We start from the raw sequence: 26,633 nt of genomic DNA on the forward strand, positions 1-26,633 counted from the left end.
GGTGAGCACCGGCGGGGCGCGTGACAAGATGGACCCCGTGAGCATGATGGGCGGGACCCCGCAGCAGCACGGCGAGACGATCGCGGACTACCCCTCCTACGAGGGCGCGCAGAAGGCGGTGTCGAAGCTCATCGAGGCCGAGATCCCGGCGAAGGACATCGCGATCGTCGGCCGGGGGCTGCGCTCCGTGGAGACGATCACGGGCCGGCTCGGCTACGCCGCGGCGGCTCGCACGGGCGCGATCAACGGCATCCTGCTGGGTCTGCTGTTCTCCGCGATCTTCGTGCTCGGCAACCCCAGCGCCGTCATCCAGCTGTTCATCGGCGTCATGCTCGTGGGCATCGCGATCGGGATGCTGATGAGCATCATCAGCTACTCGATCCTGCGCCGCCGGCGCGACTACACGTCGGTGACGCAGGTCGTCGCCGACCACTACGAGGTGACGGTCCTGCCGCGCAGCCTGCAGAAGGCGCGCGAGGCGTCCGGCCGTGCCGCGTCGTCGGTGACGACCCTGCCCGCGCCGGTCGCGGGCACGGCGGTCATCCCGCCCGCCGTGCCGCCGCAGTCGCCGCCGCATGTCTCCCCGGCGGAGCCGCCGCGGTACGGGGAGCGCGTCGACCCGGCACCGGAACCCACCGCCGAGCCCGCGCCGCCCGCCCCGGCACCTGAGCCGCCCGCCGACCCCCCGCTCGCCCCCCGACCATGAGCGGCATCCGCGTCGCGCTGCCCGCCGGTGAGGTGGAGGTCTCGGCCGCGTTCGAGAGCCCCGACGAACCGTGGGCGGCGGTCGCGATCGCGCACGGCGCCGGCGCCGGCATGGACCACCCGTTCCTCGCGGGCCTCGCCGCGGGACTCGTGGAGGCCGGCATCGCCGCCCTGCGGTTCACCTTCCCCTACCGGGAGGCGGGACGGCGGATGCCGGGACCCGCGCCGCACGCGATCGCGACGTGGGGCGCCGCCCTGGCCGACCTCGCCGAGCGTGCGCCCGAGCTGCCGCGGTTCGCCGCCGGCAAGTCCTACGGCGGGCGGATGGCGTCGATGGCGGCCGCGGCCTCCACCATCAGCCCGGCCGGGCTCGTGTACCTCGGCTACCCGCTGCACCCGCCGGGGGAGCCCGCGAAGGCCCGCACGGCGCACCTGCCGCACGTGGTGCCGCCGCAGCTGTTCGTCGCCGGCACCGGCGACCCGTTCATCCACCCGCTGACGCAGCTGGAGGAGGCCGTCGCGTCCTGCCAGGACGCCGAGATCGCGTGGATCACCGGCGGCGGTCACTCGTTCGAGATCAAGGGCGCCAAGCGCCCCGCCGACGAGGTCGGCGCGGGACTGGCACCCCTTCTGGCCGAGTGGATGCGCGGCGTGGTTCAGCGCCCGGTGGCGTAGCCCTGCATCCCGCGGGGGTTCGCGGCCGCCCACACGGTGTCGCCGTCGACGCCCACGCCCGAGAGGCGCCCGAGCGACCAGTCCCCGGCCCGCAGGACGTCGTGCCCCCGGGCGCGGAGACCCGCGATCGCCTCCTCGCCCACGCGGTCCTCGACCACGACGCCCGCCGGCGTCCAGGTGCGCGGCCAGAACGAATCGACGAGCGCCGTCGTGTGCAGGGTGGGCGCGTCGATGGCTTCCTGCGCCGAATAGCCGCCCGCGAGCATCCGCAGCAGCATCGGCAGCTGCCACTGGTCCTGCTGGTCGCCGCCGGGCGTCCCCATCGCGATGACCGCCGTGCCGCCGCGCAGCACGAGCGTGGGGCTCAGCGTCGTCCGCGGCCGGATGCCGGGACGGAGGGCCCCGGGCGACGCCTCGTCCAGCCAGCACATCTGCAGCCGCGTCCCGAGGCAGAAGCCCAGTTCCGGGATGGCCGGCGAGGACTGCAGCCAGCCGCCGGACGGGGTCACCGCCACGATGTTGCCCCAGCGGTCCACGACGTCGATGTGGCAGGTGTCCCCGCGGGTCTGTCCCGTCCGGCTCACGGTGGGCTCGCCCGTGCCGGCGACGGGCGCGGGGGTGCCGTCGTCGGTGTGCAGCGGCGGGCGGAACGGGGTGCGGCCGGGGAGTGAGCCGGGGCGCCAGGCGCGGGATGCCGTCTCGCCGATCTCGCCGCGGCGCTGCGCGGCGTAGTCCTCGGTGAGGAGTGCCGCGACGTCGGCCCCGTCGCCGAAGTAGGCGTCGCGGTCGGCGAGGACGAGCTTGAGCGTCTCGACGATCGTGTGCGCGCCGAGCGGCGTCTGCGGATCCAGGTGCTCGTCGTCGAACGGCTCGAGGATGCGCAACGCCTCCAGCAGCGCCGGCCCCTGGCACCACGCGCCCGCCTTCGCGACGGTGTGCCCGCGGAACGGGACGGTCAGAGGCTCCTCGTAGCCGGCGTCGAACGCCGCGAAGTCCGCCGCCGTGATGACACCGGCGTGGTCGGTGCCGGTCGCGTGCCGGTGCGGCCGGGACAGGAAGTCCGCAGCGGCGTGCGCCACGAGGCCGGTCTTCCATTCCACGCGCGCCGCGTCGATGCGTCCCTCGCGGGAGGCGGCGCCGCGGCCGGCGGCGACGAGCGAGTCCAGGACGGCGGCGTACGCCGGGTTCCGCACGAGCGCTCCGGCATCCGGGACCTCGCCGTCCGGCATCCACAGCGCCGCCGACGACGGCCAGGCCTCCCGGAAGAGGCCCGCGACGCGCCCGATCGTGGCGGCGGCGGCTGCGAGGAGCGGGTGCCCGTCGCGCGCGTACCCGATCGCGTAGCCCAGGACGTCGGCGAGCTCCCACGTCCCGTGGTCGCGGAGGAGCAGAAGCCAGGCGTCGACGGCGCCGGGGACGGCGGCGGCGAGGCCCCCCGCGCCCGGGACGAGGTCGAGGCCCTCCGCCTGGAAGTGGGCGATCGTCGCGCCGGCCGGCGCCGGGCCCTGCCCCGCGAGCACCGTCGCGGGGCCGCCGGCGGCCTGGAAGAGGCCCACGAGATCCCCGCCCGGGCCGTTGAGGTGGGGTTCGACGATGTGCAGCACGAACCCGCCCGCCACGACGGCGTCGAATGCGTTGCCGCCGCGTTCCAGCACGGCCTGCGCGGTCGCCGTGGCCGTGGCATGCGTGGACGCCGCCATGCCGAACGTGCCGGTCAGCTGCGGGCGGGTCGTGAACGCCGGCGGCGGCGTGAAGGCCGTCACCGCGCGCTGCGCGCGATCCAGGCCTCGACCTCGTCCGCCGTCCGCGGGATGTCCGCGGAGAGGTTGACGGGGCCGTCCTCGGTCATGAGGATGTCATCCTCGATCCGCACGCCGATGCCGCGGTACTCCTCGGGGACCGTGAGGTCGTCGATCTGGAAGTACAGGCCCGGTTCGATCGTGAACACCATGCCGGGTTCGAGGAGGCCGTCGTAGTACATCTCCCGCCGCGCCTGCGCGCAGTCGTGCACGTCGATGCCGAGGTGGTGGCTCGTGCCGTGGACCATGTACCGGCGGTGCTGGCCGCCGGTGTCGGCATCCAGTGCCTCTTCGGCCGTCACCGGCAGCAGGCCCCACTCGGCGGTGCGTCGCGCGATGACGGCCATCGCGGCCTCATGCACGGCGCGGAACTTCACACCCGGACGGGCCGCCGCGAATGCCGCGTCGGCGGCTTCGCGCACCGTCTCATAGATCTTCCGCTGGATGTCGGTGAACGTGCCGGAGACCGGGAGCGTGCGCGTGATGTCGGCGGTGTAGAGGCTGTCGACCTCCACGCCCGCGTCGATGAGGATGAGGTCGCCGGGGACCACGGCGCCGTCGTTGCGGGTCCAGTGCAGGTAGCACGCGTGCGGCCCGGAGGCCGCGATCGTGTCGTACCCCTCGCCGTTGCCCTCGGTGCGGGCCCGCAGGTGGAAGACGCCCTCGACGGCGCGCTCTCCGCGCGGCGTGGCGATGATGCGGGGCAGGTCGGCGACGATGTCGTCGAACCCGCGCGCGGTCACCTCGACGGCGAGGCGCATCTGCGCGATCTCGTACTCGTCCTTCACGAGTCGCATCTCCGACACGAAGCGCGTCAGGTCGGCGTCCTCGTCGAGGACGAGCTCGCCGTCCACGTGCGTGAACGCGTCGATGTGCGCGGTCGCGATGCCCACCTCGGCCGCGACGCCGGCCAGCGCGGGCCGCGGGCCGATCCAGAACTCGCCGATCGACGCGTCGCCGTAGAACTCCGCCGTCGTGCGGTCGGCGCGCTCGCGGAGATAGAGGGTGACGTCATGGCCCGTGTCGGTCGGCTCGAACACCAGCACCGAGTCGGGGACGGCGTCGCTGGCCCAGCCGGTCAGGTGCGAGAACGCCGAGTGCGCGCGGAACGGGTAGTCGGTGTCGTTGGAACGCTGCTTGTACGACCCCGCCGGGAACACGAGCCGGCGGCCGGGGAAGGCGGCGGACACGACCTCGCGCCGGGCCGCGGCGTACGGCGCGGCGTCCCGCTGCGGCGGATGCTGGTCGGGGCGCTCGGCCCAGCCCGTGGAGATCGTGTCGAGGAAGCCCTTCGGGAAGGGCTGCTTGCGGTTCGTGGTCGCCTCGGTCTCGGCGATCGTGTCGCTGTCGCTCATACGACCAGTCTCCCACCGTCGCGGCGCGGCGTCGCCCCTCAGCCTGCGGGCTCGAGCTGGACGACGAGCGGACGGTGGTCGCCGCCGGCGCCGTCGAGCGAACGCAGCACGACGGAGCCCGTCGCGCGCCACGCGTCCGTTGCCATGACGTGGTCGATGGGGGTGCCGAGGAGGCTCGGGTACGCGGCGGACCACGTGCCCACGGCGCCGTTCCCCGTCGCGACGGCTGCATCGTGGCAGCGTCCGAGCGTGCCGCCGTCGACGCCCAGGCGGCCCATATTGTCCACCGTCGCGTTGAAGTCGCCCGCCATGATCACGCTGTCGGCGGCGCATTGGTCGGCGAGCCAGGTGAGGTCCGCGCGCCACTCGGCCGTGTCGTCGCGGCGGGGGGCGATGGCGTGCGCGCCGACCACGACCGGGCCGGAGCCGTCCACCGGCATCGCCACGACGGTGGGCACCGTCGTGGTGTTGGTGGTACCTCCCGCGTTGGACTCCACGACGGAGTACTCGCCGAGGTCGGGGGAGATCAGCAGGGTCGTGGAGTTGGCATCCCAGCCGTCGAATTCCTCGTGGTGCGCCCACATCGGCCGGCCCATCTCGCGCATCGCGATCGCGACCTCCTCGCCGGTCTCGATCGTCGTCTCCGGGAGCGAGACGATGTCGGCCTGCATCGCGACGGCGGTCTTCGCGACCAGCTGCGGGTCGGTCGCGGCGCCGGCGGTGTTCCAGGTCATGACCCGCACGGCGGACGCCGTCTTGGCGGGAAGCGCGTCGGTGCCGAGCCCCCGCACCGTGAGGACGCCGGCGTTGGCCACGGCGCCCAGCACCGCGATGACGGCGAGGGATGCCGCGAACGCGCGCATCGGACGGATGAGGCACAGCAGCAGTGCGAGGGCGAGGAGCACGAGGAAGGCGAGGACCACGACGCCGCGGAGCGAGACGACCTGCGCGAACGGAAACGTGCGCTCGAGGCGGAAGAACTGCGGCCACGTCACGACGGCGCTCGCGATCGCCACGACGAGCGTGACGAGGATCCCGAGCAGACGCAGCACGTCGGCGACTCTATGACAGCTGTCTGGGAGTTCTCGGACGCGGCGCGCGCCCGCTCCGGCATCCGGACGCGCGCTACTCTCGGAACATGGCGGCGGGAGCATACGGCGGGGGCGGCGGGGCCGATCTGCACCTGCACTCCGACCACTCCGACGGCACCGAGCCGCCCGCGATGGTCATGGCCGCCGCGCACCGGCATGGCCTGCGCACCGTCGCCCTGACCGACCATGACACGACGTCCGGGTGGACGGAGGCCGCCGAGGCGGCATCCTCCCTCGGGATGACGCTGCTGCCGGGCATGGAGCTCTCCGCGAAGCACGAATGGCGGAGCATCCACGTGCTCGGGTACCTCTTCGACCCCGACGACGAGGGGCTCCGCGCGCTCACCGACCGCATCCGCTCCTCGCGCGTCACCCGGGCCCGCACGATGGCGGACCGCATCGGGCGGGACTACGACCTGGAGTGGGACGACATCGTCGCGCAGACCGCGGTCGGGGCGACGGTGGGGCGACCGCACATCGCGGACGCCCTCGTGGAGAAGGGGCTCGTGCGCGACCGGGGCGAGGCGTTCGCCGGCATCCTGAGTCCGCAGAGCGACTACTACGTGTCCCTGTACGCGCCGGATCCCGTGACGGCGGTCGCGGCGATCGCGGACGCCGGGGGCGTGCCGATCATCGCCCATCCGGCGGGGCGGGCCGGGCTCCTGCCGGACCGCCTCCTCGAGCGGATGCTGGACGCCGGTCTCGCCGGTTTCGAGCTCGGGCACCGGGAGAACGTGGAGCCGGCGCTCGGGACCCTTCGCGACCTCGTCCGGCGCCGGGACCTCATCGCGACGGGATCGAGCGACTACCACGGTCTCGGCAAGCCGAACCTGCCGGGGGAGAACACCACGAGCCCCGAGATGGTCGCCCGCATCATCGCGCGGGCGACGGGCAGCGAGCCCGTCTACCCGTGACCTGAGCCGAGCTCAGCCGAGCCGACGACCCGGCGGGTCAGGCGCCCGCGACGGGAGCGCCCGCGCCGGAGCCGCCGCGGCGGCGGCGACGACGGCGGGGCGGGGCCGGCTTGCCGTCGTGGTGCTCCTTGCCGGCGCCGTCGTGCGTGCCGGCGCCGTCGGCCTCGCGCGACTCCGCACCGCCGTCGGCGGACGCGGCGGCCGGCGCCGCGGCGTCTTCCGCGCCGTCCGCGAAGGTCGCCCCGACGCGGTCCTCGCCCGAGCGACGACGGCGACGGCGGCGCGTGCCGCCTTCGGTCGTGTCGCCGCTTGCGACATCCGCTGCGCGGGCGGGCGGCTGCGTGCGGACCGTCTGGGTCTTCGGGGCCGTCACGATGCGACCCTTCGTGCCGGCCGGGATGTCGAGGTCGGTGTACAGGTGCGGGCTCGACGAGTAGGTCTCGACGGGCTCGGGCTGGCCGAACTCGAGGGCGCGGTTGATGAGCGCCCACTTGTGCATGTCGTCCCAGTCCACGAACGTCACGGCGATGCCGGTCTTGCCGGCACGGCCGGTGCGGCCCGCGCGGTGCAGGTACGCGTGGTCGTCGTCGGGGATGGTGTGGTTGATGACGTGGGTGACGTCGTCCACGTCGATGCCGCGCGCGGCGACGTCGGTGGCGATGAGGACGTCCTTCTTGCCGGCCTTGAACCCGGCCATCGAGCGCTCGCGCGCCTCCTGGCTCATGTCGCCGTGCACCGCGCCGGCGTTGAAGCCGCGGTCGTTGAGCTCGTCGACGAGCTTCTGCGCGGCCCGCTTGGTGCGCGTGAAGACGACGGTCTTGCCGCGGCCCTCGGCCTGCAGGATGCGGGCGATGATCTCGTCCTTGTCCAGCGAGTGCGCGCGGTAGACGAGGTGCTTGATGTTCGCCTGCGTGAGCCCCTCGTCGGGGTCGGTGGCGCGGATGTGGATGGGGTTCGACATGAACCGCCGCGCGAGCGCCACGATCGGGCCGGGCATCGTCGCGGAGAACAGCTGCGTGTGCCGGACGGCGGGAAGCTTGGAGAAGATCTTCTCGATGTCGGGGAGGAACCCGAGGTCGAGCATCTTGTCGGCCTCGTCCAGGACCACCTCGGTCGCGTGGGAGAGGTCGAGCAGGCGCTGGTTGTTCAGGTCGATGAGCCGGCCGGGGGTGCCGACGACGATCTGGGCGCCGGCCTTGAGCTGGTCGATCTGCCCCTCGTACGCCTTGCCGCCGTAGATCGCGACGATGCTCGTGGAGCGGTTGGAGGTGAGCATGTCCATGTCCTCGTAGACCTGGACGGCGAGCTCGCGCGTGGGGACGACGATGAGCGCCTTGACGCCGGGCTCGGGGTTCAGCCCGAGTCGCTGGACGACGGGGATGCCGAACCCGAACGTCTTGCCGGTGCCGGTCTTGGCCTGGCCGATGATGTCCTGGCCGGGAAGGCCGAGCGGGATCGTCTGCTCCTGGATGGGGAACGAATCGACGATGCCCTTGGCGGCGAGGGCGTCGACGATGTCCTGATCGACTCCGAGGTCGGTGAAGGTCGTCACGATGAAAGCCTGTCTGGCGGTGAGAGCCGCCGGGGGTGAGAGGGTCCACGCCCTTTACTCAGCCACAGGCGCGGTGGTCCCGATCCGTCGCCGGGACCCGACCAGCCTACCCGAGCCGACCCGCGCTTCCCGGATGGCGATGCCCGCGCCTCTAGGCTGGGGGCGTGGTCACCTGGTTCTGGCAGCGCAGCTCGCCCGCCGCACGCACCCTCAAGGTGCGCTCCCGCGGGGATCACGGCGATGTGCGCCGGGTCGACTTCGAAGAGCTCGCGCCGGACATCGACACGTTCCTCGGTCAGGCCGCGTACCTGCAGCTCGGCTACTTCGAGACCCTCAGCGAGCTGATCGCGCCGACGCCGGAGCTCTCCCAGAAGGAGTCGCTGTCCCTCGCCGCGGGCGCAGCGCTGAACAAGCATCGTGAGCTCGTGGGGCTCATCCGCGATCGCGGCGACGACCCGCTCGGCCTCATGCTCCCGTTCCGGGAGCCGCTGGACGCGTTCCGCCGCGCGACGCACGGCGCGCGGCAGCTCGAGACGATGCTGTCGGTGCACATCACGGCCGGCATGCTCGACGACTTCTACCTCGCGCTCTCGGCGAGCTACGGGTCGACGGGGAGCCGGGTCGCCGGCATCCTGCGCGGGGACGACGACCGGCAGGCGATCGTGGAGATCGTCACGGCCGCCCTCGCGGCGGATGCCGAGTGGAAGTCGCTCCTGAGCATGTGGGGGCGCCGGCTCGTCGGTGACACGCTGCTCATCGCCCGCGCGGCGCTGCGCCCCCTGTCCCTCGACGCGGCGGGGGAGAAGAAGGTCGAGCCGGTGTTCACCGACCTGCTGGCCGCGCACTCGCGCCGCATGGCGCAGATGGGCCTCGACGCCTGAACCGGGCGCCGCGACGTGCTCCGGGCGCCGATCGGGGTCGCTCCGCGTCGCTTCGGCGCGCCTGAGGCGGCGCGAAGCGCCCCCGATTCGCGGCTTCGCAGCCCGCGGCGCGGGATGGGGGTCGGTCCGCGTCGCTTCGGCGCGCCCGAGGCGGCGCGAAGCGCCCCCGAAACGGGATGCCGCGGGCGCCGACCCGGGACGCCGCCGGCGCGGTCAGCTCAGGCGCAGGCGGGCGCGCTCGTGCGCGTCGTGCGCGGTGCGGCGGCGCGACAGCAGCGTGAGGACCAGCGGCACGACGAGCGCCGTGACGGCGATCGTGGCGAGCCAGATCCAGACGGTCTCGGCCAGGCCCGCCCACGTCAGGACGGCGTACACCAGCCCGGCGGCCACGGTCCCCAGGAGCGGCGCCAGCGCCACGCCGCGCGAGGCGCGCCCGCGCATCGTGAAGTGCAGCACCGCCCCGTACACCGCCCCGAAGATGAGGGCCAGCAGGATCAGCACGTCACGCCACGAAGCCGATGCGGCGGGACTCCTCGGTCCCGATCTCGATGAACGCGATGCCGGCCGTCGGGACGACGTAGCTGTTGCCCTTCGTGTCGGCGAAGGTCACGATGGCCGCGCCCTCGGCGAACGCGTCGGCGACGGTCTTCTTCAGGATGTCGGCCGACTGGTCGGACTCGAAGTTGAGCTCTCGTGCGGTGTTCGTGATGCCGATGCGGATGTCCACGGATGACTGCCTTTCCGGCCCGCAGGGCGGGCGCATCTCGATGCTACGACACCGTGCACAGGGGTCGACGCGCGGCGCGGGCGCTGCTGCACGCTGTCGGCGAACGGTGTCCGCGGCGGCCGCTAGCGTGAAGGGCATGGGTCATCCGCCGCTCCCCGTCGACACCGACGAGGCGCAGCGCACCGTGCTTACCCTTCCGCCCGATGCGTCCGGCGTCGTCGTGGGCGCGCCGGGCACGGGCAAGACCCGCACGATCGTGGAGCGGGTCGCCCGGCTCGTCGCCGACGGGATGCCCCCCGAGGCGCTGATCGTGCTCACCCCGACCCGGCAGGCGGCCACCTCCCTGCGCGACCGGCTCGCCCTCGCCGTCGGGGTCGCCACGACGGGACCGCTCGCCCGCTCCGTCGCCGCATTCGCGTATCAGCTCGTGCGCGCCGAGATGGTCCGCACGGCCGCGGAGCCTCCGCAGCTGCTGACGGGACCCGACGAGGATCAGCTCGTCGCCGACCTCCTCGCCGGCGACGCGGAGGACGAGCAGGCGGGCCCGTCCCGCTGGCCCGACTGGCTGCCCGCCGAGGTCCGCGCGACCCGCGGGTTCCGCACCGAGGTGCGGGCGTTCCTCGCGGAGTGCACGACGCTCGGGATCGAGCCGGACGCGCTCGCGGCGCGGGCCGCCGCGGAGGACCGGCCGGTCTGGGCGTCGATGGCGTCGTTCGCACGGGAGTACCACCGCGTCCGCGCCGACATGCGCGGCGCGCATCGGGATGCCGCGGGCCTCGTGCGCGAGGCCGTGGGTCTCGCGCGGGCGGGCGGCGGCGCGCAGGGCGCGTTCGCGCAGCTCCGCGCGATCCTCGTCGACGACGCACAAGAGCTGACCCTCGGCGGCGTGGAGCTGCTTGAGGCCTGCCGCGACCGCGGCATCGCCGTGCTCGCCTTCGGCGACCCCGACGTCGCATCGGGCGCGTTCCGCGGCGCGACGCCGGAGAACTTCGCGCGGCTCGCGGCATCCGGTCGGGTCCACGTCCTCCCCGTGGTGCACCGCGGCACTCCCGGGCAGCGCGACCTGACCGCCGAGGTGACATCGCGGATCGGGGCGGCGGGCGTCGTCGCGCACCGGCAGCGCCCGACGGCCGCGGAACCGGACGGCACGGTGCGCGCCCTCGCGCTGCGATCCCCGGCCGAGGAGCACGACGCCATCGCGCGGCTGCTCCGCGAACGGCACGTGCACGCCGGGGTCCCGTGGTCGGACTGCGTCGTCATCGCCCACGACACGCGGCAGGTGCTGACCCTGGAGGCCGAGCTCGCGGCACGCGAGGTCCCCACCCGCGCGACGGGGCAGGGGGCACCGCTCGCCGGCGCCCGCGCCGTCCGGGACCTGCTGCGCCTGGTCCTCCTCGCCGCCCGCGACAGCGCCGAGTGGACGAACGACGAGGTCGGGGACGCGCTGCGCGGCGCGGGCCTGGATCCCGTCGAGCTGCGGCGCCTACGCACCGCCCTGCGTCATCAGACCCTGCGTCATCAGACCCTGCGCCAGGCGGCGGGCGCCCCGGCGACGCCCGGCACGGTCGAACCGACCGGGGCGGCGCTGCTCGCGTCCGCGCTCGCGCACCCCGCCGAGTTCGCGCTCGTCGACACGAGCGAGGCGCGGCGCGCCGCGCGCATCGGCACGGCCATCGCGGCGCTGCGCACACAGCTCGAGTCCGACGCCACCGCGCACGAGCTGCTGTGGACGGCATGGGAGAGCCTCGACGGGCAGCGCGCCTGGCAGGCCGCGGCCGCCGGGCACGGTCCGCTCGCCGAGCAGGCCGGGCGCGAGCTCGACGCCGTCGTGGCCCTGTTCCAGGCCGCGAAGCGGCACGGCGAACGCGACGACGGCACCGCGCCGCTGGCCTTCCTCCGCGGCGTCCTCGACTCCGACGTCGCGGAGGACCGCCTCGGCGGCCCCGCCCCGGACGGGGTCGTGCAGGTGCTGACGCCCGCGGCCGCGCTCGGCACCGAGTTCGACACCGTCGTCGTGGCCGGCGTGCAGGACGGCGTGTGGCCGAACCTGCGGGCGCGCGGCAGCCTCCTGGAGACGTGGCGGCTGTCGGCGCCGGGGGATGCGGATGCCGTCGACCGGCGCCGCGGCGTGCTGCACGACGAACTGCGGCTCTTCGCCCGTGCCGTCTCGCGGGCCCGCGCGCTCCTGGTCGTCACGGCCGTGGACGACGACGACACGGGGCCCAGCGCCCTGTTCGAGCTGCTGCCGCCCGCGGACGGCGTCGGACCCGAGCACCCGCTGTCGCTGCGGGGCCTCGTCGCCCAGCATCGCCGCGTCCTCACCGAGCCGCGGTCGAGCGCCGCGGCGCAGACGCACGCCGCGGGGCAGCTCGCGCTCCTCGCCGCAGCCGGCGTCGCCGGCGCCGACCCCGCGGAGTGGTACGGCATCCGGCCACCCACCTCCACGGCGCCGCTGCGCGACCTCGACCGGGAAGATGTGCGGGTCTCGCCGTCCCGCCTGCACACGCTCGACGAGTGCGAGCTGAACTGGGTCATCGGCGACCTCGGCGGCGACAGCGGCGGCGCCGTCGCCGGCCTCGGCACGATCGTGCACGCCGCGCTCGAGCATGCCGAGGGCATCGACGAGGAGTCGCTGTGGGCCGTGGTGGAGGCGCGCTGGGGCGAGCTGGACTTCGAGTCCGCGTGGCGCGACCGCGCCGAGCGCACGCGGGCCCGCGAGCTCGTCCGGCGCCTGGCCGTGTACCTCCGCCGGTTCGAGGCGTCCGGCGGGCGCCTCATCGGCGTCGAGCCGCACTTCGAGATCCCGATCCCCGTCGAGGAGGGCGCCGCGCACGGCGCGATCCTCAGCGGCTACATCGACCGCGTCGAGCTCACCGGCGACGGGAGCGTCGTCATCGTGGATCTGAAGACCGGCAAGCGCGAGCCGCAGACCGATGAGAAGGTCGGCGACCACCCGCAGCTCGCGGCGTATCAGCTCGCCTTCGAGTCCGGCGCGATCCCGGAGGCGGCCGGGCACCCCGGAGGCGGCGCGAAGCTCCTCGTGCTGCGCCCCACGGCGACGAAGAAGGACTATGCGGAGCCGCGCCAAGCACCGTTCACCGAGGAGACGCGCGCGGCGTTCCTCGGCCGCGTGCAGGATGCCGTCCGCGTCATGCGCGGCACGACCTTCACGGCGCCGTACGAGGAGCACTGCCGCGACGACCACTCGTACGGGCTCTGCCGCATCCACACGATCGGGGCGGTGAGCGCGTCATGACCGCCTCGGCCCGCACCCTCTCCCCGGAGACCATCGCGGCGGCGCTCGGACAGTTCCCGCCGACGGCCGAGCAGTCCCGCGTCATCGCCGCGCCACTCGCCCCCGCGCTCGTCGTCGCGGGCGCCGGGAGCGGCAAGACGGAGACGATGGCGGGGCGGGTCGTCTGGCTCGTCGCCAACGGGCTCGTCCGCCGCGACCAGGTGCTCGGCCTCACCTTCACGCGCAAGGCCGCGGGGGAGCTCGCCGAGCGCATCCACCTGCGCCTGCAGCGGCTCGCCGAGTTCGAGGCGCGGGGGCTCCTGCCGCTCCTGCCCGACCTGCACGCCGCGGGCCGGCTCGACGTCTTCGCGCGACTGGAGCGCGCCGGCGCCGGCGCGTCCTCGCGGCGCCTCGCGCTCGACGAGCTGGGCGGCAGCACCCCCGCCGCCCCCGACGGCGATGCCCTCCTGCACCGGCCGACGGTCGCGACCTACAACGCCTTCGCCGACCAGATCGTGCGGGAGAACGCCGTCCGGGTCGGCCGGGACGCCGAGGTCGCGGTCCTGAGCGAATCGGCGGCGTGGCTGCTCATGCGCCGCGTCGTGCTCGACTCCGACGATCCGCGCCTCGAGGAGCGGGAGGAGGCGCTGCGCACCGTCATCGACGCCGCCCTGCGGATCGCGCGCGACGCCACCGACAACCTCGTCGACCTCGACGAGCTCGCCGCGTTCCCCGCCCGGTTCGCCACGGTGCGGGGCCGCGAATCGACGTCGGCGCGCGTCACCGTGTACGCCGACGTCGCGAAGGCGGCGACGGCGGTCGGCGGACTCGCCGTGCTCGTCGACCTCGCGCGGGAGTACGCCGCGCAGAAGCGCCGCCTCGGGGTCATCGACTTCTCCGACCAGGTCGCCGGTGCCGTCGAGATCGTCCGCGGGCACGCGGCTGTGCGGGATGAGCTCCGCGACCGCTACCGCGTCGTCCTCCTCGACGAGTACCAGGACACCTCGGTCGTGCAGACCGACCTCCTCGGCACCGCGTTCCGCGACACCGCGGTCATGGCCGTCGGCGACCCGCACCAGTCCATCTACGGGTGGCGCGGGGCGAGCGCGGGAAACCTCGGGGACTTCGCGGCCGCGTTCTCGGCGGCGGGGGCCAGCGCCCGGTTCTCACTCATGACGAGCTGGCGCAACAGCGACGACGTCCTGACGGCGGCGGGCGCCGTGCTCGCCCCGCTCGCGGATTCCTCGCCGGTGCCGGTCGAACCGCTCCGGCCCCGCCCCGGTGCCCCGCGCGGACGCGTCGACATCGCATTCGAGGCCGACATCGACGCCGAGGCCGAGCGGGTCGCGGCGTGGTTCGCCGACATCCGCGTGCAGCGCACCGGCGAGGCGACGACCGGCGCCATCCTCTTCCGCAGCAAGAAGCACATGGTCCGCTTCGCCGACGCCCTCGGCCGGCGCGCGATCCCGCACCGGATCCTGGGACTCGGCGGTCTCCTCAGCACCCCCGAGGTCGTCGACGTCGTCGCGGCGCTGCGCGTCATCAGCGACCCGCGGGCGGGGTCCGCGCTCCTCCGCCTCCTCGCCGGCCCCCGCTGGGCGATCGGTCTCGCCGACCTTCGCGCGCTCGCGCAGCTCGGACGGAGGATCGCGCGGCACGACGCGGCCCTGCAGCCCCTCGAACCCGAGATCGCGGAGCGGATGCGGGCATCGGCCGGCGACGAGGAGGGCTCCCTCATCGACGCGCTCGACTTCGTGCTGCGCCATCCCGCCGATCACGGCTGGCTCGCCGAGCTCACCCCCGCGGCGCGGGAACGCCTGCGCGATGCGGCCGGGGTCTTCGCGGGTCTCCGCCGGGCGGCGGGGATGCCGATCCCCGAGCTCGTCCGGCTCATCGAGCTGGAGCTGCGGCTGGACGTCGAGCTCGCCGCAAACGAGGCGCGCGGCCCGGCGCGGATCGCGGGCGACCAGCTGCGCGCGTTCGTCGACGAGCTGCACGGCTTCCTCGCGACCGACGAGAGCGGGTCGCTCACGAGCCTGCTCGCCTGGCTCGACCATGCGGAGCGCCTCGACGAGTTCGCACCGCGCACCGAGCCCCCCGAGGACGATGTCGTGCAGCTCCTCACGATCCACGGCAGCAAGGGGCTGGAGTGGGATGCCGTGGCGGTCGTGCGGCTCGTGGAGGACGAACTGCCCACCCGCTCCAAGGACAGACAGGGCTGGCTCGGCTTCGGCGTCCTGCCGTACTCGTTCCGCGGCGACGCCCGGTGGCTGCCCCGCCTGGCGTGGGAGGCGCACGAGGCTCCGACGCAGCAGCACCTCCGGGACGCCCTCGAGGCGTTCGGCGAGGAGAATCGGGCCCGTCAGATCGCGGAGGAGCGCCGTCTCGCCTACGTCGCCGTCACACGCGCGCGCGACCGCCTGCTGCTCACCGGCTCCAGCTGGTCGGGCACGAAGAAGCCGCGCGAAGCGAGCCCGTTCCTCCGGGAGATCGCGGACGCCCTCGGCGCGTCGCTTCCCGAGATCGAGCCCGGCGAGAACCCGTTCGAGGGGGAGCGGCGCCTGCTGCAGTGGCCCCTCGACGCCCTCGGCGGTCGCCGACTGGCCGTGGAGCGCGCCGCGGCGGCCGTCGCGGCGGCCCAGGCCGCGCCCCCCGCGGAGCCGTCCCGCGATCTCGCGCTGCTGCTCGCCGAGCGGGCGTCCCGGGCCGCCGGCGGGACGGGACGCGCCCCCACCCGCATCCCCGCATCGCGGTTCAAGGACTTCGCCACCGACTACGCCGCCGCCGTCGCCGCCGCGACCCGGCCGCTCCCGGAGCGGCCCTACCGGCAGACCCGGCTCGGCACCCTCTTCCACGCCTGGGTCGAGCAGCGGTCCGGGCTCACGGGGCTCGGGATGTCGATCGACGACGCGCTGTGGGAGGCCGAGGACGACACGCCGGGCGCGGCGCACCCGGACGCCGACGCCCTCGAGCGGCTCATCGCGAACTTCCTCGCCTCGGAGTGGGCGTCGCTGCAGCCCATCGAGGTGGAGACCGAGATCGACTTCGCCGATGAGGACGCCCTCGGCGACGGGCAGCCGCACGTCATCATCTGCAAGCTGGATGCCGTGTACCGCCGGGCGGACGGCCGCATCGAGATCGTCGACTGGAAGACCGGGCGACCGCCGCGCACCCCGCAGGAGCGCCGGGAGCGGATGATGCAGCTCGAGCTGTACCGTCGCGCGTATCACGCCAAGCACGGCGTCCCGCTCGAGCAGATCGACGTCGCGCTGTACTACGTCGCGGACGACCTCGTGCTGCGCGGCTGAGCCGGGGGCGCGGTCAGGCCGTGCCGGTCCAGCGGCGGAGGGCGTTGCGCGCCGACGTGCCGGGGTCGTCGCCGTCGTCCTCGGCCTCCGCGGCGTCGGCCTCCGCAGCGCGCGCGCCCGCCGTGCGGGCGACGTCGCCGGTGTGCGCGGCGACGCTCTGCGGCGACCAGTCGGACAGCTCGATCGGCATCGTCTCGATGTCGGGCGCCGGACCGTCCGCGTCATCCGCGTCGTCCATCGCGAACGCGGATATCGTGCCGGCGTCGTACGTGTCGGTGTGCATCGACGTGTCGACCTCGCCGGTGGCGTCCGGCACGCGACGGATCGCGGCGAACGCGTCGTCGACGGTCACCCGCGGCTGCGTCAGCGGCGGCTCGTCGCGGACGTTCTCGTCCAACGCCTCCAGCAGCGCGACGGCGTCGCCGACGACCGACTCCGCACCCACGGCGTGGCCGTGCACGAGCCACTTCGCGAACTCCAGCTCGGCGTGCAGCCGCGCCCGCTCGGCGATGAGCGCATCCGGCGCGCGGTGCGAGGCGTGCGTGTAGGCGTCCAGGACGTCTTCGCGTGCGTCCGTCGCCGATGCCAGCCAGCGCAGGTCGGTCGCCGGGTCGCCCGCGCTCAGCCCACCCCAGGTGAGGAGCCCCGTGACGGCGGGGACGCCGTCCTCGTCGTCCTCGAGGACGAACGATGCCGGTTCCACGCCGCCGAGGACGACCGTGGTCTCGAAGCGCCACAGGACGTCGGCGGCGACGGCGGTGCTCCAGCGGCGGAGGAGCCCGAAGGGCAGGCGACCGGTGGCCTCGGCGCGGTCGAGCAGGCGCTCGACCTCATCGCGCACCTGCATCGCGGTGAGCACCGGGAGACCGGCGTCGCGGACGACCGTGACCGGCAGGTCGTGGACGGCGGCGAGGGCGAGGCCGATCGCGGTGGCGACGCCGGGGCCGGCGGGGATGTGCGCCGCATCGACCCGGTAGCCGGGGAGCATGGTCTGCACGAGGGCGTGCATGCCGTCCACCGTCGTCTCGCCCAGCACATCGGGGGCACGGAAGGGCAGGACGCCGCGGACGCCGGCCGACAGGGCGCGCAGCGCCCGGGCCTCCGCCCGGAGGTCGCCGTCGGCGTCGACGTCCACGGGCACGCGGACGACGACCCGGCGGCCGTCATCGAGGGTCGCGACGGCACTGTCGTACCGTCCCGACGAGCCTTCGGTGAGCGCGCCGACCCTCACGACCCCGATCCGGGGGAGGGCGGACGTCACCGACGCGGCTAGAGTGAGAGGTGAGCGTGCCATGCCCCCAGGGTAGGCGGGGCACGCCCCGGCGCCCACGCGCCACGCCCGGCAAGAGAGGTCCTCGATGACGTCGCAGGAGTCTTTCCCGCCGCCCGCTCTGGCGCGGGCGAGCCTGGACCGGGCCGCCGACGAGCGGCTCGAGGACGGACTCGTCGACCGCCTGCGCGCGGCGGGCGACACGCACGTCCTCGTCGTGCACGGCGACCGCGCCCCCGTGGCGGGAGCCGCCCTGCACTACGTCACCCCCGCCGAGGTGCACGGCGACGGGGAGTGGGCCTTCCTCGGGCGCGATGACGCCGGCGCCCCCGTCCTCGTCGCCGCGTTCCCCTCCGCCGCCCCCACGCCCGTCGACGCGCCGGGCTGGGAGTCGCTGCGCGTCATCGGCGGCGAGCTGTCCGCCTCCGATGCGGGCGCCTTCGTCGAAGCGCTGAGTCTCGGCCGCTGGCTGCTGGACGCGCCGTTCTGCCCGGCATGCGGAACGCGTGCCGTCATCCGCTCCGCGGGCTGGGCGCGCACGTGCCCCGCGTGCGGGCGTGAGCACTTCCCGCGCACCGATCCCGCCGTGATCGTCGCCGTGCTGAGCGCGGACGGCGAGCGCATCCTGCTCGGCAAGAACGCCCTGTGGGCGGCCCAGAACCGGTACTCGACGTTCGCCGGCTTCGTGGAGGCGGGGGAGTCCCTCGAGTCCGCCGTCGGGCGGGAGATCTTCGAGGAGGCCGGCGTGCACCTCACGGACCTGCGCTACCTCGGTTCGCAGGCCTGGCCGTACCCCCGCTCCCTCATGCTCGGCTTCCACGCGACGGCCGTCGACGCCGCCGCCGCGCGGGCGGACGGCGAGGAGATCGTCGACGTGCGCTGGTTCACGCGCGACGAGATCGCGGTGGCGCTGCGCGGCGAGGCGGACTTCGGCCTCCCGGGCACCGCGTCCATCGCGCACCGCCTCATCCTCGATTGGCACGCCGGATGAGCGATCGCGCCCTCGAGGGCCTGGACGAACGCCAGCGGGAGGCGGCATCCGTCCTCCGGGGACCGGTGTGCGTGCTCGCCGGCGCCGGCACCGGCAAGACCCGCGTCATCACGCATCGCATCGCCCACGGCGTCGACACCGGCGCGTACTCGCCGGGCCGCGTCATGGCGGTGACCTTCACGGCGAAGGCGGCGGGCGAGATGCGCGGCCGTCTCCGCGCGCTCGGCGTCGAGGGTGTGGCCGCCCGCACCTTCCACGCGGCGGCGCTCGCGCAGCTGAACTTCTTCTGGCCGCAGGTCGCGAAAGACACCGCGCCCAGCATCGTCGACAACAAGGTGCGCCTCCTCGGGCAGGCCGCCGATGCGCTGCGCATGCGGCTGGACGGTGCGACCCTCCGGGACGTCGCGAGCCGCATCGAGTCGCGCAAGGTGACGATGCGGACGATCGAGCAGGACGCCGCCGCGCGCCCGCAGGGTCTCGGCCGCGTCGAACTCGGCGCCCTCGTCGACCTGCAGCGCGCCTACGAGAAGCTCAAGGACCAGCGCCGTCAGCTCGACTTCGAAGACGTCCTCCTCGCGTGCGCCGGGATGCTGGAGTCCGAGCCGCGCGTCCAGGCGGCCGTCCACGAGCAGTACCGCCATTTCACGGTGGACGAGTTCCAGGACATCTCGCCGCTGCAGCACCGCCTCATGGAGCTGTGGCTCGGCGACCGTCAGGACTTCTGCGCCGTCGGCGACGCCAGCCAGACCATCTACTCGTTCGCCGGCGCCGAACCGCGCTACCTGCTGGAGTTCGCCGACCGGTACGAGGACGCGCACGTCGTGCGGCTGGAGCGCAACTACCGGTCGGATGCCGCCGTCCTCGCCGTCGCCAACGAGCTCATGCGGGGCCGTCCCGGCGCGCTCGAGCTCGTCTCGGCGGCCCCGCCGGGACCGACGCCGGAGGTCCGGGCGTACGAGGACGACGCGGCCGAGGCCAGCGGCGTCGCCGCGGCGGTCGCGGCGCAGACGGCGGCGGGCGTCGATCCCCGCCGCATCGCCGTGCTGTACCGCGCGAACGCGCAGTCCGCGCCGCTGCTCGCGGCGCTCGCCGCCCGCGGCGTCGCGGCGACCGTGCTCGGCGGCAAGCGGTTCTTCGACATCCCGGAGGTGCGGCAGGCGCTCCTGGCGCTGCGGGGCGCGTCGGTCGCGCCCGTGGAGACCACGTTCGTCGCGGCCGTCCGCGACGTGCTGCGCTCCCTGGGGCTCACCGACGAGCCGCCGCCGGCCGGCGGCGCGCTCCGCGACGCGTGGGAGGCCCGCGCGGCGCTGCTGCGGCTCGCGGAGGAGGCGCCGGAGGGCACCACCCTGCGGAGCTTCACCGACACGCTCACGGCGCGCGCGAAGGACCAGCACGAACCGTCCATGCGCACCGTCACGCTCGCGACCCTGCACGCCGCGAAGGGACTCGAGTGGGATCACGTGCACCTCGTCGGCCTCGCCGAAGGGCTTCTGCCGATCTCCTACGCGACGACCTTCGAGCAGGTGGACGAGGAGCGCCGCCTCGCCTACGTCGGCATCACGCGGGCCGCGCGAACGCTGACGCTGTCGTGGGCGCGCACGGGCGGGCATCGCGAGCGTCAGCCGTCCCGCTTCCTGCGGGAGATTGGCACAGGCACGCTGCGTGCGGTCGATGGGCGTGCCAGCTCCGCCGCACGCTCTCGCCGCTGAGGGTGACCGACGCCCCCGGGACGCCGCCGCCGACGAGCCGGGCGGCCAGCAGCGCGGCCTCCAGGAGCAGCGCGGGCTCGGTCGGCGCCGGCCCCCGCGCGAGCAGCTGAGCGGCCACGAGCGGCCAGGTCGGGTCGCCGTCGCGGCGGTGCGCGTGCAGGCACGCGAGGCAGGCCGTGACACCCGGGATCACGAGCGGCCCGACCGTGACCCGGTCCCCGGCCAGCTCGACCGGGATGTGCGGCGCATCCCGGGAGACGAGCCGTGCGGCGCGCAGCGGATCGAGCAGCCGGAAGGCGACCGCCACGACCGGGAGGCGCGGGCCGCCGTCCTCGACGGGCCACGCCGTGCAGCCTGTGACGTCGAGGCCGCCGCCGCGGAGCCCTGCCAGCAGGATCTCCGTCTCGTCGCGCCCGAACGACTCGGGCACCTCGACGCGCACGCGTGGAGCCGTCGCGGGGACCCGTCCGAGGGCGCCGCCGATGCGCCGGAGGAACGCATCCGCCTCGCCCGGCGCGGCGCCGAAGCTCGCCGCGAGGGGCAGCAGCATGGCATCCGGGATGCCGTCCACGAGCGCGTCGAGCAGGCGCTCCTGCCACGGCGCGACATCGTCGACGCGGGCGACGGACTCGGGACCGAGCTGGATGCTGGACGGGCTCCGCCACAGCGGCGGATGGGAGGGGGCGAGGCGCAGCATCTGCCGATTGTGCGCCCGATGATCCTCCCGGGTGCGGATGCTCCACAGCCGACGCCCACGGCGCAGCCGGCACCTCGCTGGGGAGGAGGCGCCGCAGCCCCGCCGCGTCAAACCGGTCGCGGGTCCTGGGGAGCGTCGTCTCCGGGGTCCCCGTCGTCCGCGCCGTCGTCCGCGGACGTCTCGGCATCCCGTCCCGCGGCCGCCTCGTCCAGCAGCGCGTCCAGCGCGTCGTCGAACGCATCGCGCGCGGGCTCCTCGCCGCGGGCGCGGGCCTGCAGCCGCGCGACGAGTCCGGCCGGGTCGTCGATGTCCTCCGCGGTCGGCATGAGGTCGGGGTAGTCCCACAGGCTGTCGCGCGCCTCGGTGCCGACGGCATCCGTCACCGCACGCCACATGGCCGCCGCCTCGCGGAGGCGGCGCGGTCGCAGCTCGAGGCCGACGAGGGAACCCATCGCCTGCTCGGCCGGTCCGCCCACGGCCCGCCGGCGGCGCACCGCCTCGGCGATCCGGTCCGCGGCGGGCAGGCGCTGCGTCGCGTCGGCCGTGACGACGTCGACCCAGCCCTCGATCGTGGCGAGGAGGTTCTCCAGCCGCGTGAGGGCGGTCGTCTGGGACTCGGAGCGCTGCGGCAGCAGGGCGCCGCTCTCCAGCGCCGCCTTCAGCTCCTCCGGCGCCGACGGGTCGAACCGCGACGCGAGCTCCTCGAGCGCGTCCATGTCGACGTGGATGCCGCGGGCGAAGTCGGTCACCTGCGAGATCACGTGCAGCCGCAGCCAGCGCGCGTGCCGGAACAGCCGGGCGTGCGCGAGCTCACGGGTCGCGAGGTACAGGGCGAGCTGCTCCTCGTCGATCTCCAGGTCGCGGCGGAAGTCCGCGAAGTTCTGCGGCAGGATGGCGGCGTCGCCGTCCGGCATGACGGGGATGCCGACGTCGCCGCCGGAGACCACCTCGAGCGAGAGGCGGCCGATGACGGCGCCGAGCTGCGCCGCGAACAGCGACCCGCCGACGGTGCGCATGAGGCGTCCGGCGCCCGCGACGATCCCCTTCATCTCCTCGGGCGTCTGCGCGTCGATGGCCGCCGTCATGGCATCGGCGATGGAGTTGGCGACGGGCTCGGCGAGCTCCTGCCACACCGGCAGCGTCGCCTCCACCCACTGTCCGCGGGTGAGCGCGCGCGCCGGGGCGGCGAGGTCGGAGATCGACGTCGCCTCGCTCAGCCACAGCGTCGCGAGCGAAAACGCATGGTCGAAGTCCTGGCGGTCGCCGGCGGAGATGCTGAGGCCGTCCTTGTTGGCGAGGTGCAGCGCCTGCGTCTTCGCCGCGTTCCAATCGATGCCGTCCGCGCCGGAGGCGAAGACGCCCTGCATCTGCCGCATCATCTGCTGCAGCATCGCCGGGTCGACGCCGAGGCCGGAGAGGCGCTGCAGAGCCTCGGGGTCGAGGCCGCCCTGACCTCCCAGGAGGTTGCGCAGCAGCTCCTGGAATTCGTCTTCGGGGGAGCGGTCGTCCTCAGCCATGTGCAGGGGCCTTTCAGCAGGGAGCAGGCGTCTCGCTCTACGCTAGTCGGGGTCTTCGCCGCGCAGTCCGCGCACGGGGACCTCGCGCTTACGCCGGCCGCGAACGACCGGCTCAGGAAGGTCACCCGTGGCACTGTTCGACGAGAACGTGACGATCACCCCCGCGCCGCGCCGTCGGATGTCGCGCACGGTGACCACGGGGATCTGGGCGCTCACCGTCGCGCTGATCGCGCTCCTCGCCCTCACGGTCCTGCCGACGACGTACGTCATCCAGCGACCCGGCCCGGTCTTCAACACGCTGGGCACCGCCACCGGCTCCGACGGCGCCGACGTGCCGCTCATCTCCGTCGACGGGGCGAAGACCTTCCCGACCGCGGGATCCCTGGACCTGCTGACCGTGCAGGTCGTCGGCAACCGCGAGCGCACGCCGTCCTGGTTCGAACTGGCCGTCGCCTGGTTCGACTCCTCGCGGGCGGTGCTGCCGCTGGACGAGGTGTTCCCGGAGGGCCAGTCCACCGAGCAGCGCAACGAGCAGAGCGCCGTGCAGATGGTCGACTCGCAGAAGGAGGCGACCGCCGCGGCGCTCGTCGAGCTCGGCTACGACGTCCACCCGATGGTGCGGGTGCACTCCCTCACGGACGACTCCGCGGCGCAGGGCATCCTCCAGCCGGACGACATCATCCGCGCGGCCGAGGGCACACCCCTCACCGACACCGAGACGCTCCGGAAGATCATCAACGCCGGCGACGGCGCCCCCGTCGAGCTCACCGTCGAACGGGACGGCGAGGAGCTGACCGAATCGATCACGCCGCGCGAGGGCGAGATCGAGGGGGAGTCGACGTGGCTGATCGGAGTGAGCACGCTGCACGACTACGACTTCCCGATCGACGTCACGATCCAGCTCAACAACGTCGGCGGGCCGAGCGCCGGGATGATGTTCGCGCTCGGGATCATCGACACGCTCACCCCCGGCGAGCTCAACGGCGGCGCGGACGTCGCCGGGACCGGCACGATCGACGCCGCAGGCACGGTCGGCCCCATCGGCGGCATCCGCCAGAAGCTCTACGGCGCCCGGGACGCCGGGGCCGAGTGGTTCCTCGCGCCCGCGGACAACTGCGACGAGGTCGCCGGGCACGTCCCGGCCGATCTGCAGGTCTTCGCGGTCGCGACGCTCGACGACGCGCAGGACGTGCTAGCGGCCATCCGGAGCGACGGCGACCTGGCGGACCTGCCCACCTGCGACGCCGGCTGAGCGTTCGCCGGGTGCGGCGCCCGCCCTCCGGCCCCCGCCTAGGATGGACGGGTGACCACGACCTCTGCGCCGACCCAGGCCACACCGAGTCCGTTCCGCCGTGCAGTGACGATCACGCTCGTCGTGATCGCCGCGCTCGTGGTGGCCTTCTTCGTCTTCGCGAGCCTCTTCGCCGACTGGCTGTGGTACCGCCAGCTCGGCTTCGACGGCGTGCTCGTGACGCAGTGGACCGCCCGGATCGTGATGTTCCTCGTCGGCTTCGTCGCGATGGCCCTCCCGGTGTTCGCCGCGATCCAGCTCGCGTACCGCCTCCGCCCCGTCTACGCACGGCTGAGCTCGCAGCTGGACCACTACCAGGAGGTCGTCGAACCGCTCCGCCGGCTCGCGATGTGGGGCATCCCGGTGTTCTTCGGCTTCTTCGCCGGGTTCGCCGCCTCCGCCCAGTGGGAGACCATCTGGCTGTGGCGCAACGGCGTCACGACCGGCGACGCCGACCCGGAGTTCGGGCTGGACACCGGGTTCTACCTCTTCCAGCTGCCGGCCTACAGCGCGGTCCTCGGCTTCGCGTCCGCCGTCCTGCTGGTCTGCCTCGTCGTGACGGCCCTCGTCGCGTATCTCTACGGCTCCGTCCGGATCGGCCAGCGGGAGCTGCGCATCTCCAAGGCCGCGCGCATCCAGCTCGCGATCATCGCCGGCGTCTACCTCCTCGTGCAGGCCGCGAGCCTGTGGCTCGACCGCTACAAGACGCTGCTCTCCGAGGGCGACCGGATCACCGGTGCCGCCTACGTCGAGGTCAACGCGATCATCCCCGGCCAGACGATCCTCGCGATCGCCGCCGCGATCGTGGCGCTGCTCTTCTTCGTCACCGCCGTCATCGGCCGGTGGCGGTTCCCGCTCATCGCGACGGGCCTCCTCATCGTCTCCTCCCTCGTCGTCGGCGTCGCCTACCCGTGGGTGCTCTTCAACATCCAGGTGCGGCCGAACCAGCAGAACCTGGAGAGCGAGTACTACCAGCGCAACATCGACGCCACGAAGCTCGCGTACGGCATCGACGGGCTCGAGAAGAGCGACTTCCAGGCCGTCACCGACGCCGCCCCCGGCCAGCTGCGCGCGGACGCCGAGACGACGGCATCCATCCGCATCATGGACCCGGCGATCATCAGCCCGACGATCCGGCAGCTCGAGCAGTACCGCGGCTACTACCAGTTCACCGACCCCATGGACGTCGACCGCTACGAGATCGACGGGACGTCGCAGGATGCCGTCGTGTCGGTGCGCGAGCTGGACATGACGCAGCTGGGGCAGGCCGCGTCCTGGTACAACACGACCCTCGTGTACACCCACGGCTACGGCATGGTCGCGGCCAAGGGCAACGCGCGCACGGCCGACGGCAACCCGCAGTTCCTCGAGCGCGGCATCCCGACCGCCGGTGAGCTCACCGACGGCGAGAAGTACGAGCCCCGCGTGTACTTCGGCGAGACCTCGCCGCTGTACTCGATCGTGGGCGCGCCGGACGGCACCGACGACATCGAGCTGGATTACCCGCGCGGCTCGGACGGCGCCGCGCAGACGAAGACCACGTTCTCCGGAGACGGCGGCCCCGAGGTGGGGAGCGTCCTGAACCGCCTCATCTACTCGATGAAGTTCCAGTCCACCGACATCCTGTTCTCGGACGCCATCAACGACGAGTCGCAGATCCTCTACGACCGCGACCCCGTGACGCGCGTGAAGAAGGCGGCGCCGTACCTCGAGCTCGACAACGACCCGTACCCGTCCGTCGTGGACGGCCGGATCGTCTGGATCGTCGACGGCTATACGCTCAGCGCCAACTACCCGTACTCCTCGATCGTGAGCCTCCGGGACGCGATCAGCGACACGACGAACACGGCGCCCCGCGTGGCCCTCGACGACGTCAACTACATCCGCAACTCCGTGAAGGCCACCGTCGACGCCTATGACGGATCGGTGACCCTCTACGCGTGGGACGAGGAAGACCCGCTGCTGCAGGCGTGGCAGAACATCTATCCCAACACGGTCGAGCCGATCTCGGAGATGTCCGGCGACCTCATGAGCCACGTGCGGTACCCGACCGACCTCTTCAAGGTGCAGCGCGCCATGCTCGGCACCTACCACGTCGACGACGCGGCCTCCTTCTACGCCCGGGACAACGCCTGGAAGACGCCCGATGACCCGGTGTCCAAGACCACGGTGCTGCAGCCGCCGTATTACCTGACGATGCAGATGCCGGGCCAGGACGCCCCGAGCTTCTCCATGTTCACCTCGTTCATCCCCGCCTCGGTGGGCGACAACGCGCGGAACGTCCTGATGGGCTACCTCGCCGTCGACTCGAACGCCGGCAACGCCGACGGCAAGAAGGCGGAGGGCTACGGGAAGCTCCGGATGCTGGAGATCAGCGCCGACGTGAGCGTTCCCGGCCCCGGCCAGGTGCAGAACACGTTCAACTCGGACGACACGATCTCCTCGCAGCTGAACCTGCTCAAGCAGGGCCAGTCCGAGGTGCTCAACGGCAACCTCCTGACCCTCCCGGTCGGCGGTGGCCTGCTGTACGTCCAGCCCGTGTTCGTGCAGGCCTCCAGCGGCACGCAGCTGCCGACGCTGCGGAAGATCCTCGTCGCGTTCGGCGACGAGGTCGCCTTCGAGGACACCCTGCAGGAAGCGCTCGACGAGCTCTTCGGCGGCGATTCCGGCGCGAGCGCCGGCGACGGGGAGGTCACCCCGAGCCCCGACCCGTCCGAGACGCCGACACCCGACGATCCGGCCGACCCCGGCATCCCGGTGGATGAGATGCAGGCGGCGCTGGACGAGGCCCGCCAGGCCCTCCTCGACCGCGCGGCCGCGCTGCAGGACGGCGACTGGGCCGCGTACGGCGAGGCGGACGCCCGCCTGACGGCCGCGCTCGAGAAGCTCCTCGCCCTCGAGGAGTGACCCGCCTGA

Annotated in this window: 18 protein-coding genes; 10 read left to right on the top strand and 8 right to left on the bottom strand. The window is 73.7% G+C overall.

Annotated elements, in window-relative coordinates; all coding sequences use genetic code 11:
- Position 1: 1 nt before the first annotated feature.
- Together BR85_RS03445 and BR85_RS03450 are read left to right on the top strand one after the other, a co-directional pair.
- On the top strand, positions 2-706 hold the full coding sequence (locus BR85_RS03445; RefSeq protein WP_442921739.1) for a YflT domain-containing protein: 705 nt from the start codon (positions 2-4) through the stop codon (positions 704-706).
- Entirely contained in the window at positions 703-1,380 is a 678-nt protein-coding gene (locus BR85_RS03450) for an alpha/beta hydrolase family protein (protein WP_036272198.1), read from the top strand. The genes BR85_RS03445 and BR85_RS03450 overlap by 4 nt, the downstream gene beginning before the upstream one ends.
- On the opposite strand, the gene BR85_RS03455 is transcribed toward BR85_RS03450, so the two are convergent.
- The 3 genes from BR85_RS03455 to BR85_RS03465 are packed head-to-tail and all read right to left on the bottom strand — an operon-like array spanning position 1,362 to position 5,586.
- Complete coding sequence (locus BR85_RS03455) at positions 1,362-3,080, bottom strand: gamma-glutamyltransferase family protein (protein WP_081782705.1); 1,719 nt, start codon at positions 3,078-3,080, stop codon at positions 1,362-1,364. The genes BR85_RS03450 and BR85_RS03455 overlap by 19 nt on opposite strands.
- Before the next feature lie 59 nt (positions 3,081-3,139).
- On the bottom strand, positions 3,140-4,534 hold the full coding sequence (locus BR85_RS03460; protein WP_028495267.1) for an aminopeptidase P family protein: 1,395 nt from the start codon (positions 4,532-4,534) through the stop codon (positions 3,140-3,142).
- Between the two features lie 38 nt (positions 4,535-4,572).
- The gene (locus BR85_RS03465) at positions 4,573-5,586 is read right to left on the bottom strand and encodes an endonuclease/exonuclease/phosphatase family protein (RefSeq protein ID WP_028495268.1); all 1,014 of its coding nucleotides are present in this window, start codon (positions 5,584-5,586) and stop codon (positions 4,573-4,575) included.
- Positions 5,587-5,672: 86 nt separating this feature from the next.
- Between BR85_RS03465 and BR85_RS03470 the strand changes: the two genes are divergently transcribed.
- On the top strand, positions 5,673-6,539 hold the full coding sequence (locus tag BR85_RS03470) for a PHP domain-containing protein (RefSeq protein WP_028495269.1): 867 nt from the start codon (positions 5,673-5,675) through the stop codon (positions 6,537-6,539).
- Positions 6,540-6,576: 37 nt separating this feature from the next.
- Here the strand turns inward: BR85_RS03470 and BR85_RS03475 are convergent, their stop codons facing one another.
- A complete protein-coding gene (locus BR85_RS03475; RefSeq protein ID WP_028495270.1) occupies positions 6,577-8,091 on the bottom strand; it encodes a DEAD/DEAH box helicase in 1,515 nt (504 codons plus the stop codon).
- A 164-nt stretch (positions 8,092-8,255) separates the two neighbouring features.
- Here BR85_RS03475 and BR85_RS03480 point away from each other — a divergent pair, with 164 nt between their 5' ends.
- Entirely contained in the window at positions 8,256-8,972 is a 717-nt protein-coding gene (locus tag BR85_RS03480; protein WP_028495271.1) for a ferritin-like fold-containing protein, read from the top strand.
- Between the two features lie 213 nt (positions 8,973-9,185).
- Here BR85_RS03480 and BR85_RS03485 read toward each other — a convergent pair whose 3' ends face one another.
- Both BR85_RS03485 and BR85_RS03490 read right to left on the bottom strand, forming a co-directional pair.
- Entirely contained in the window at positions 9,186-9,473 is a 288-nt protein-coding gene (locus BR85_RS03485) for a hypothetical protein (RefSeq protein ID WP_028495272.1), read from the bottom strand.
- Position 9,474: 1 nt separating this feature from the next.
- The gene (locus BR85_RS03490) at positions 9,475-9,699 is read right to left on the bottom strand and encodes a DUF3107 domain-containing protein (RefSeq protein ID WP_028495273.1); all 225 of its coding nucleotides are present in this window, start codon (positions 9,697-9,699) and stop codon (positions 9,475-9,477) included.
- Positions 9,700-9,835: 136 nt separating this feature from the next.
- Here BR85_RS03490 and BR85_RS03495 point away from each other — a divergent pair, with 136 nt between their 5' ends.
- Together BR85_RS03495 and BR85_RS03500 are read left to right on the top strand one after the other, a co-directional pair.
- Entirely contained in the window at positions 9,836-12,955 is a 3,120-nt protein-coding gene (locus BR85_RS03495) for an ATP-dependent DNA helicase (RefSeq protein WP_028495274.1), read from the top strand.
- Positions 12,952-16,242 (top strand): ATP-dependent DNA helicase, encoded by a 3,291-nt coding sequence (locus BR85_RS03500; protein ID WP_028495275.1) that lies wholly within the window; start codon positions 12,952-12,954, stop codon positions 16,240-16,242. Before BR85_RS03495 ends, BR85_RS03500 begins: the two co-directional genes overlap by 4 nt.
- A gap of 13 nt (positions 16,243-16,255) precedes the next feature.
- Here the strand turns inward: BR85_RS03500 and BR85_RS03505 are convergent, their stop codons facing one another.
- Entirely contained in the window at positions 16,256-17,536 is a 1,281-nt protein-coding gene (locus BR85_RS03505; RefSeq protein WP_028495276.1) for a phosphotransferase, read from the bottom strand.
- A 64-nt stretch (positions 17,537-17,600) separates the two neighbouring features.
- Between BR85_RS03505 and nudC the strand changes: the two genes are divergently transcribed.
- Positions 17,601-18,503, top strand: coding sequence for an NAD(+) diphosphatase (gene nudC / locus BR85_RS03510; protein ID WP_028495277.1), 903 nt, complete (start codon positions 17,601-17,603; stop codon positions 18,501-18,503).
- Positions 18,500-20,212 carry an ATP-dependent helicase gene (locus BR85_RS03515; protein WP_028495278.1) on the top strand — a complete coding sequence of 571 codons (1,713 nt, stop codon included), beginning with the start codon at positions 18,500-18,502 and terminating at the stop codon, positions 20,210-20,212. Before nudC ends, BR85_RS03515 begins: the two co-directional genes overlap by 4 nt.
- An 804-nt stretch (positions 20,213-21,016) precedes the next feature.
- Here the strand turns inward: BR85_RS03515 and BR85_RS03520 are convergent.
- A complete protein-coding gene (locus tag BR85_RS03520; protein ID WP_028495279.1) occupies positions 21,017-22,426 on the bottom strand; it encodes a zinc-dependent metalloprotease in 1,410 nt (469 codons plus the stop codon).
- 127 nt (positions 22,427-22,553) lie between these two features.
- Between BR85_RS03520 and BR85_RS03525 the strand changes: the two genes are divergently transcribed.
- Together BR85_RS03525 and BR85_RS03530 are read left to right on the top strand one after the other, a co-directional pair.
- Positions 22,554-23,678 (top strand): YlbL family protein, encoded by a 1,125-nt coding sequence (locus BR85_RS03525; protein ID WP_028495280.1) that lies wholly within the window; start codon positions 22,554-22,556, stop codon positions 23,676-23,678.
- A 51-nt stretch (positions 23,679-23,729) separates the two neighbouring features.
- On the top strand, positions 23,730-26,624 hold the full coding sequence (locus tag BR85_RS03530; RefSeq protein WP_028495281.1) for a UPF0182 family membrane protein: 2,895 nt from the start codon (positions 23,730-23,732) through the stop codon (positions 26,622-26,624).
- Positions 26,625-26,633 lie beyond the last annotated feature (9 nt).

It is taken from the genome of Microbacterium sp. UNCCL10 (assembly GCF_000746195.1).
In the GTDB taxonomy this organism is placed as follows: Bacteria; Actinomycetota; Actinomycetes; order Actinomycetales; family Microbacteriaceae; genus Microbacterium; species Microbacterium saccharophilum.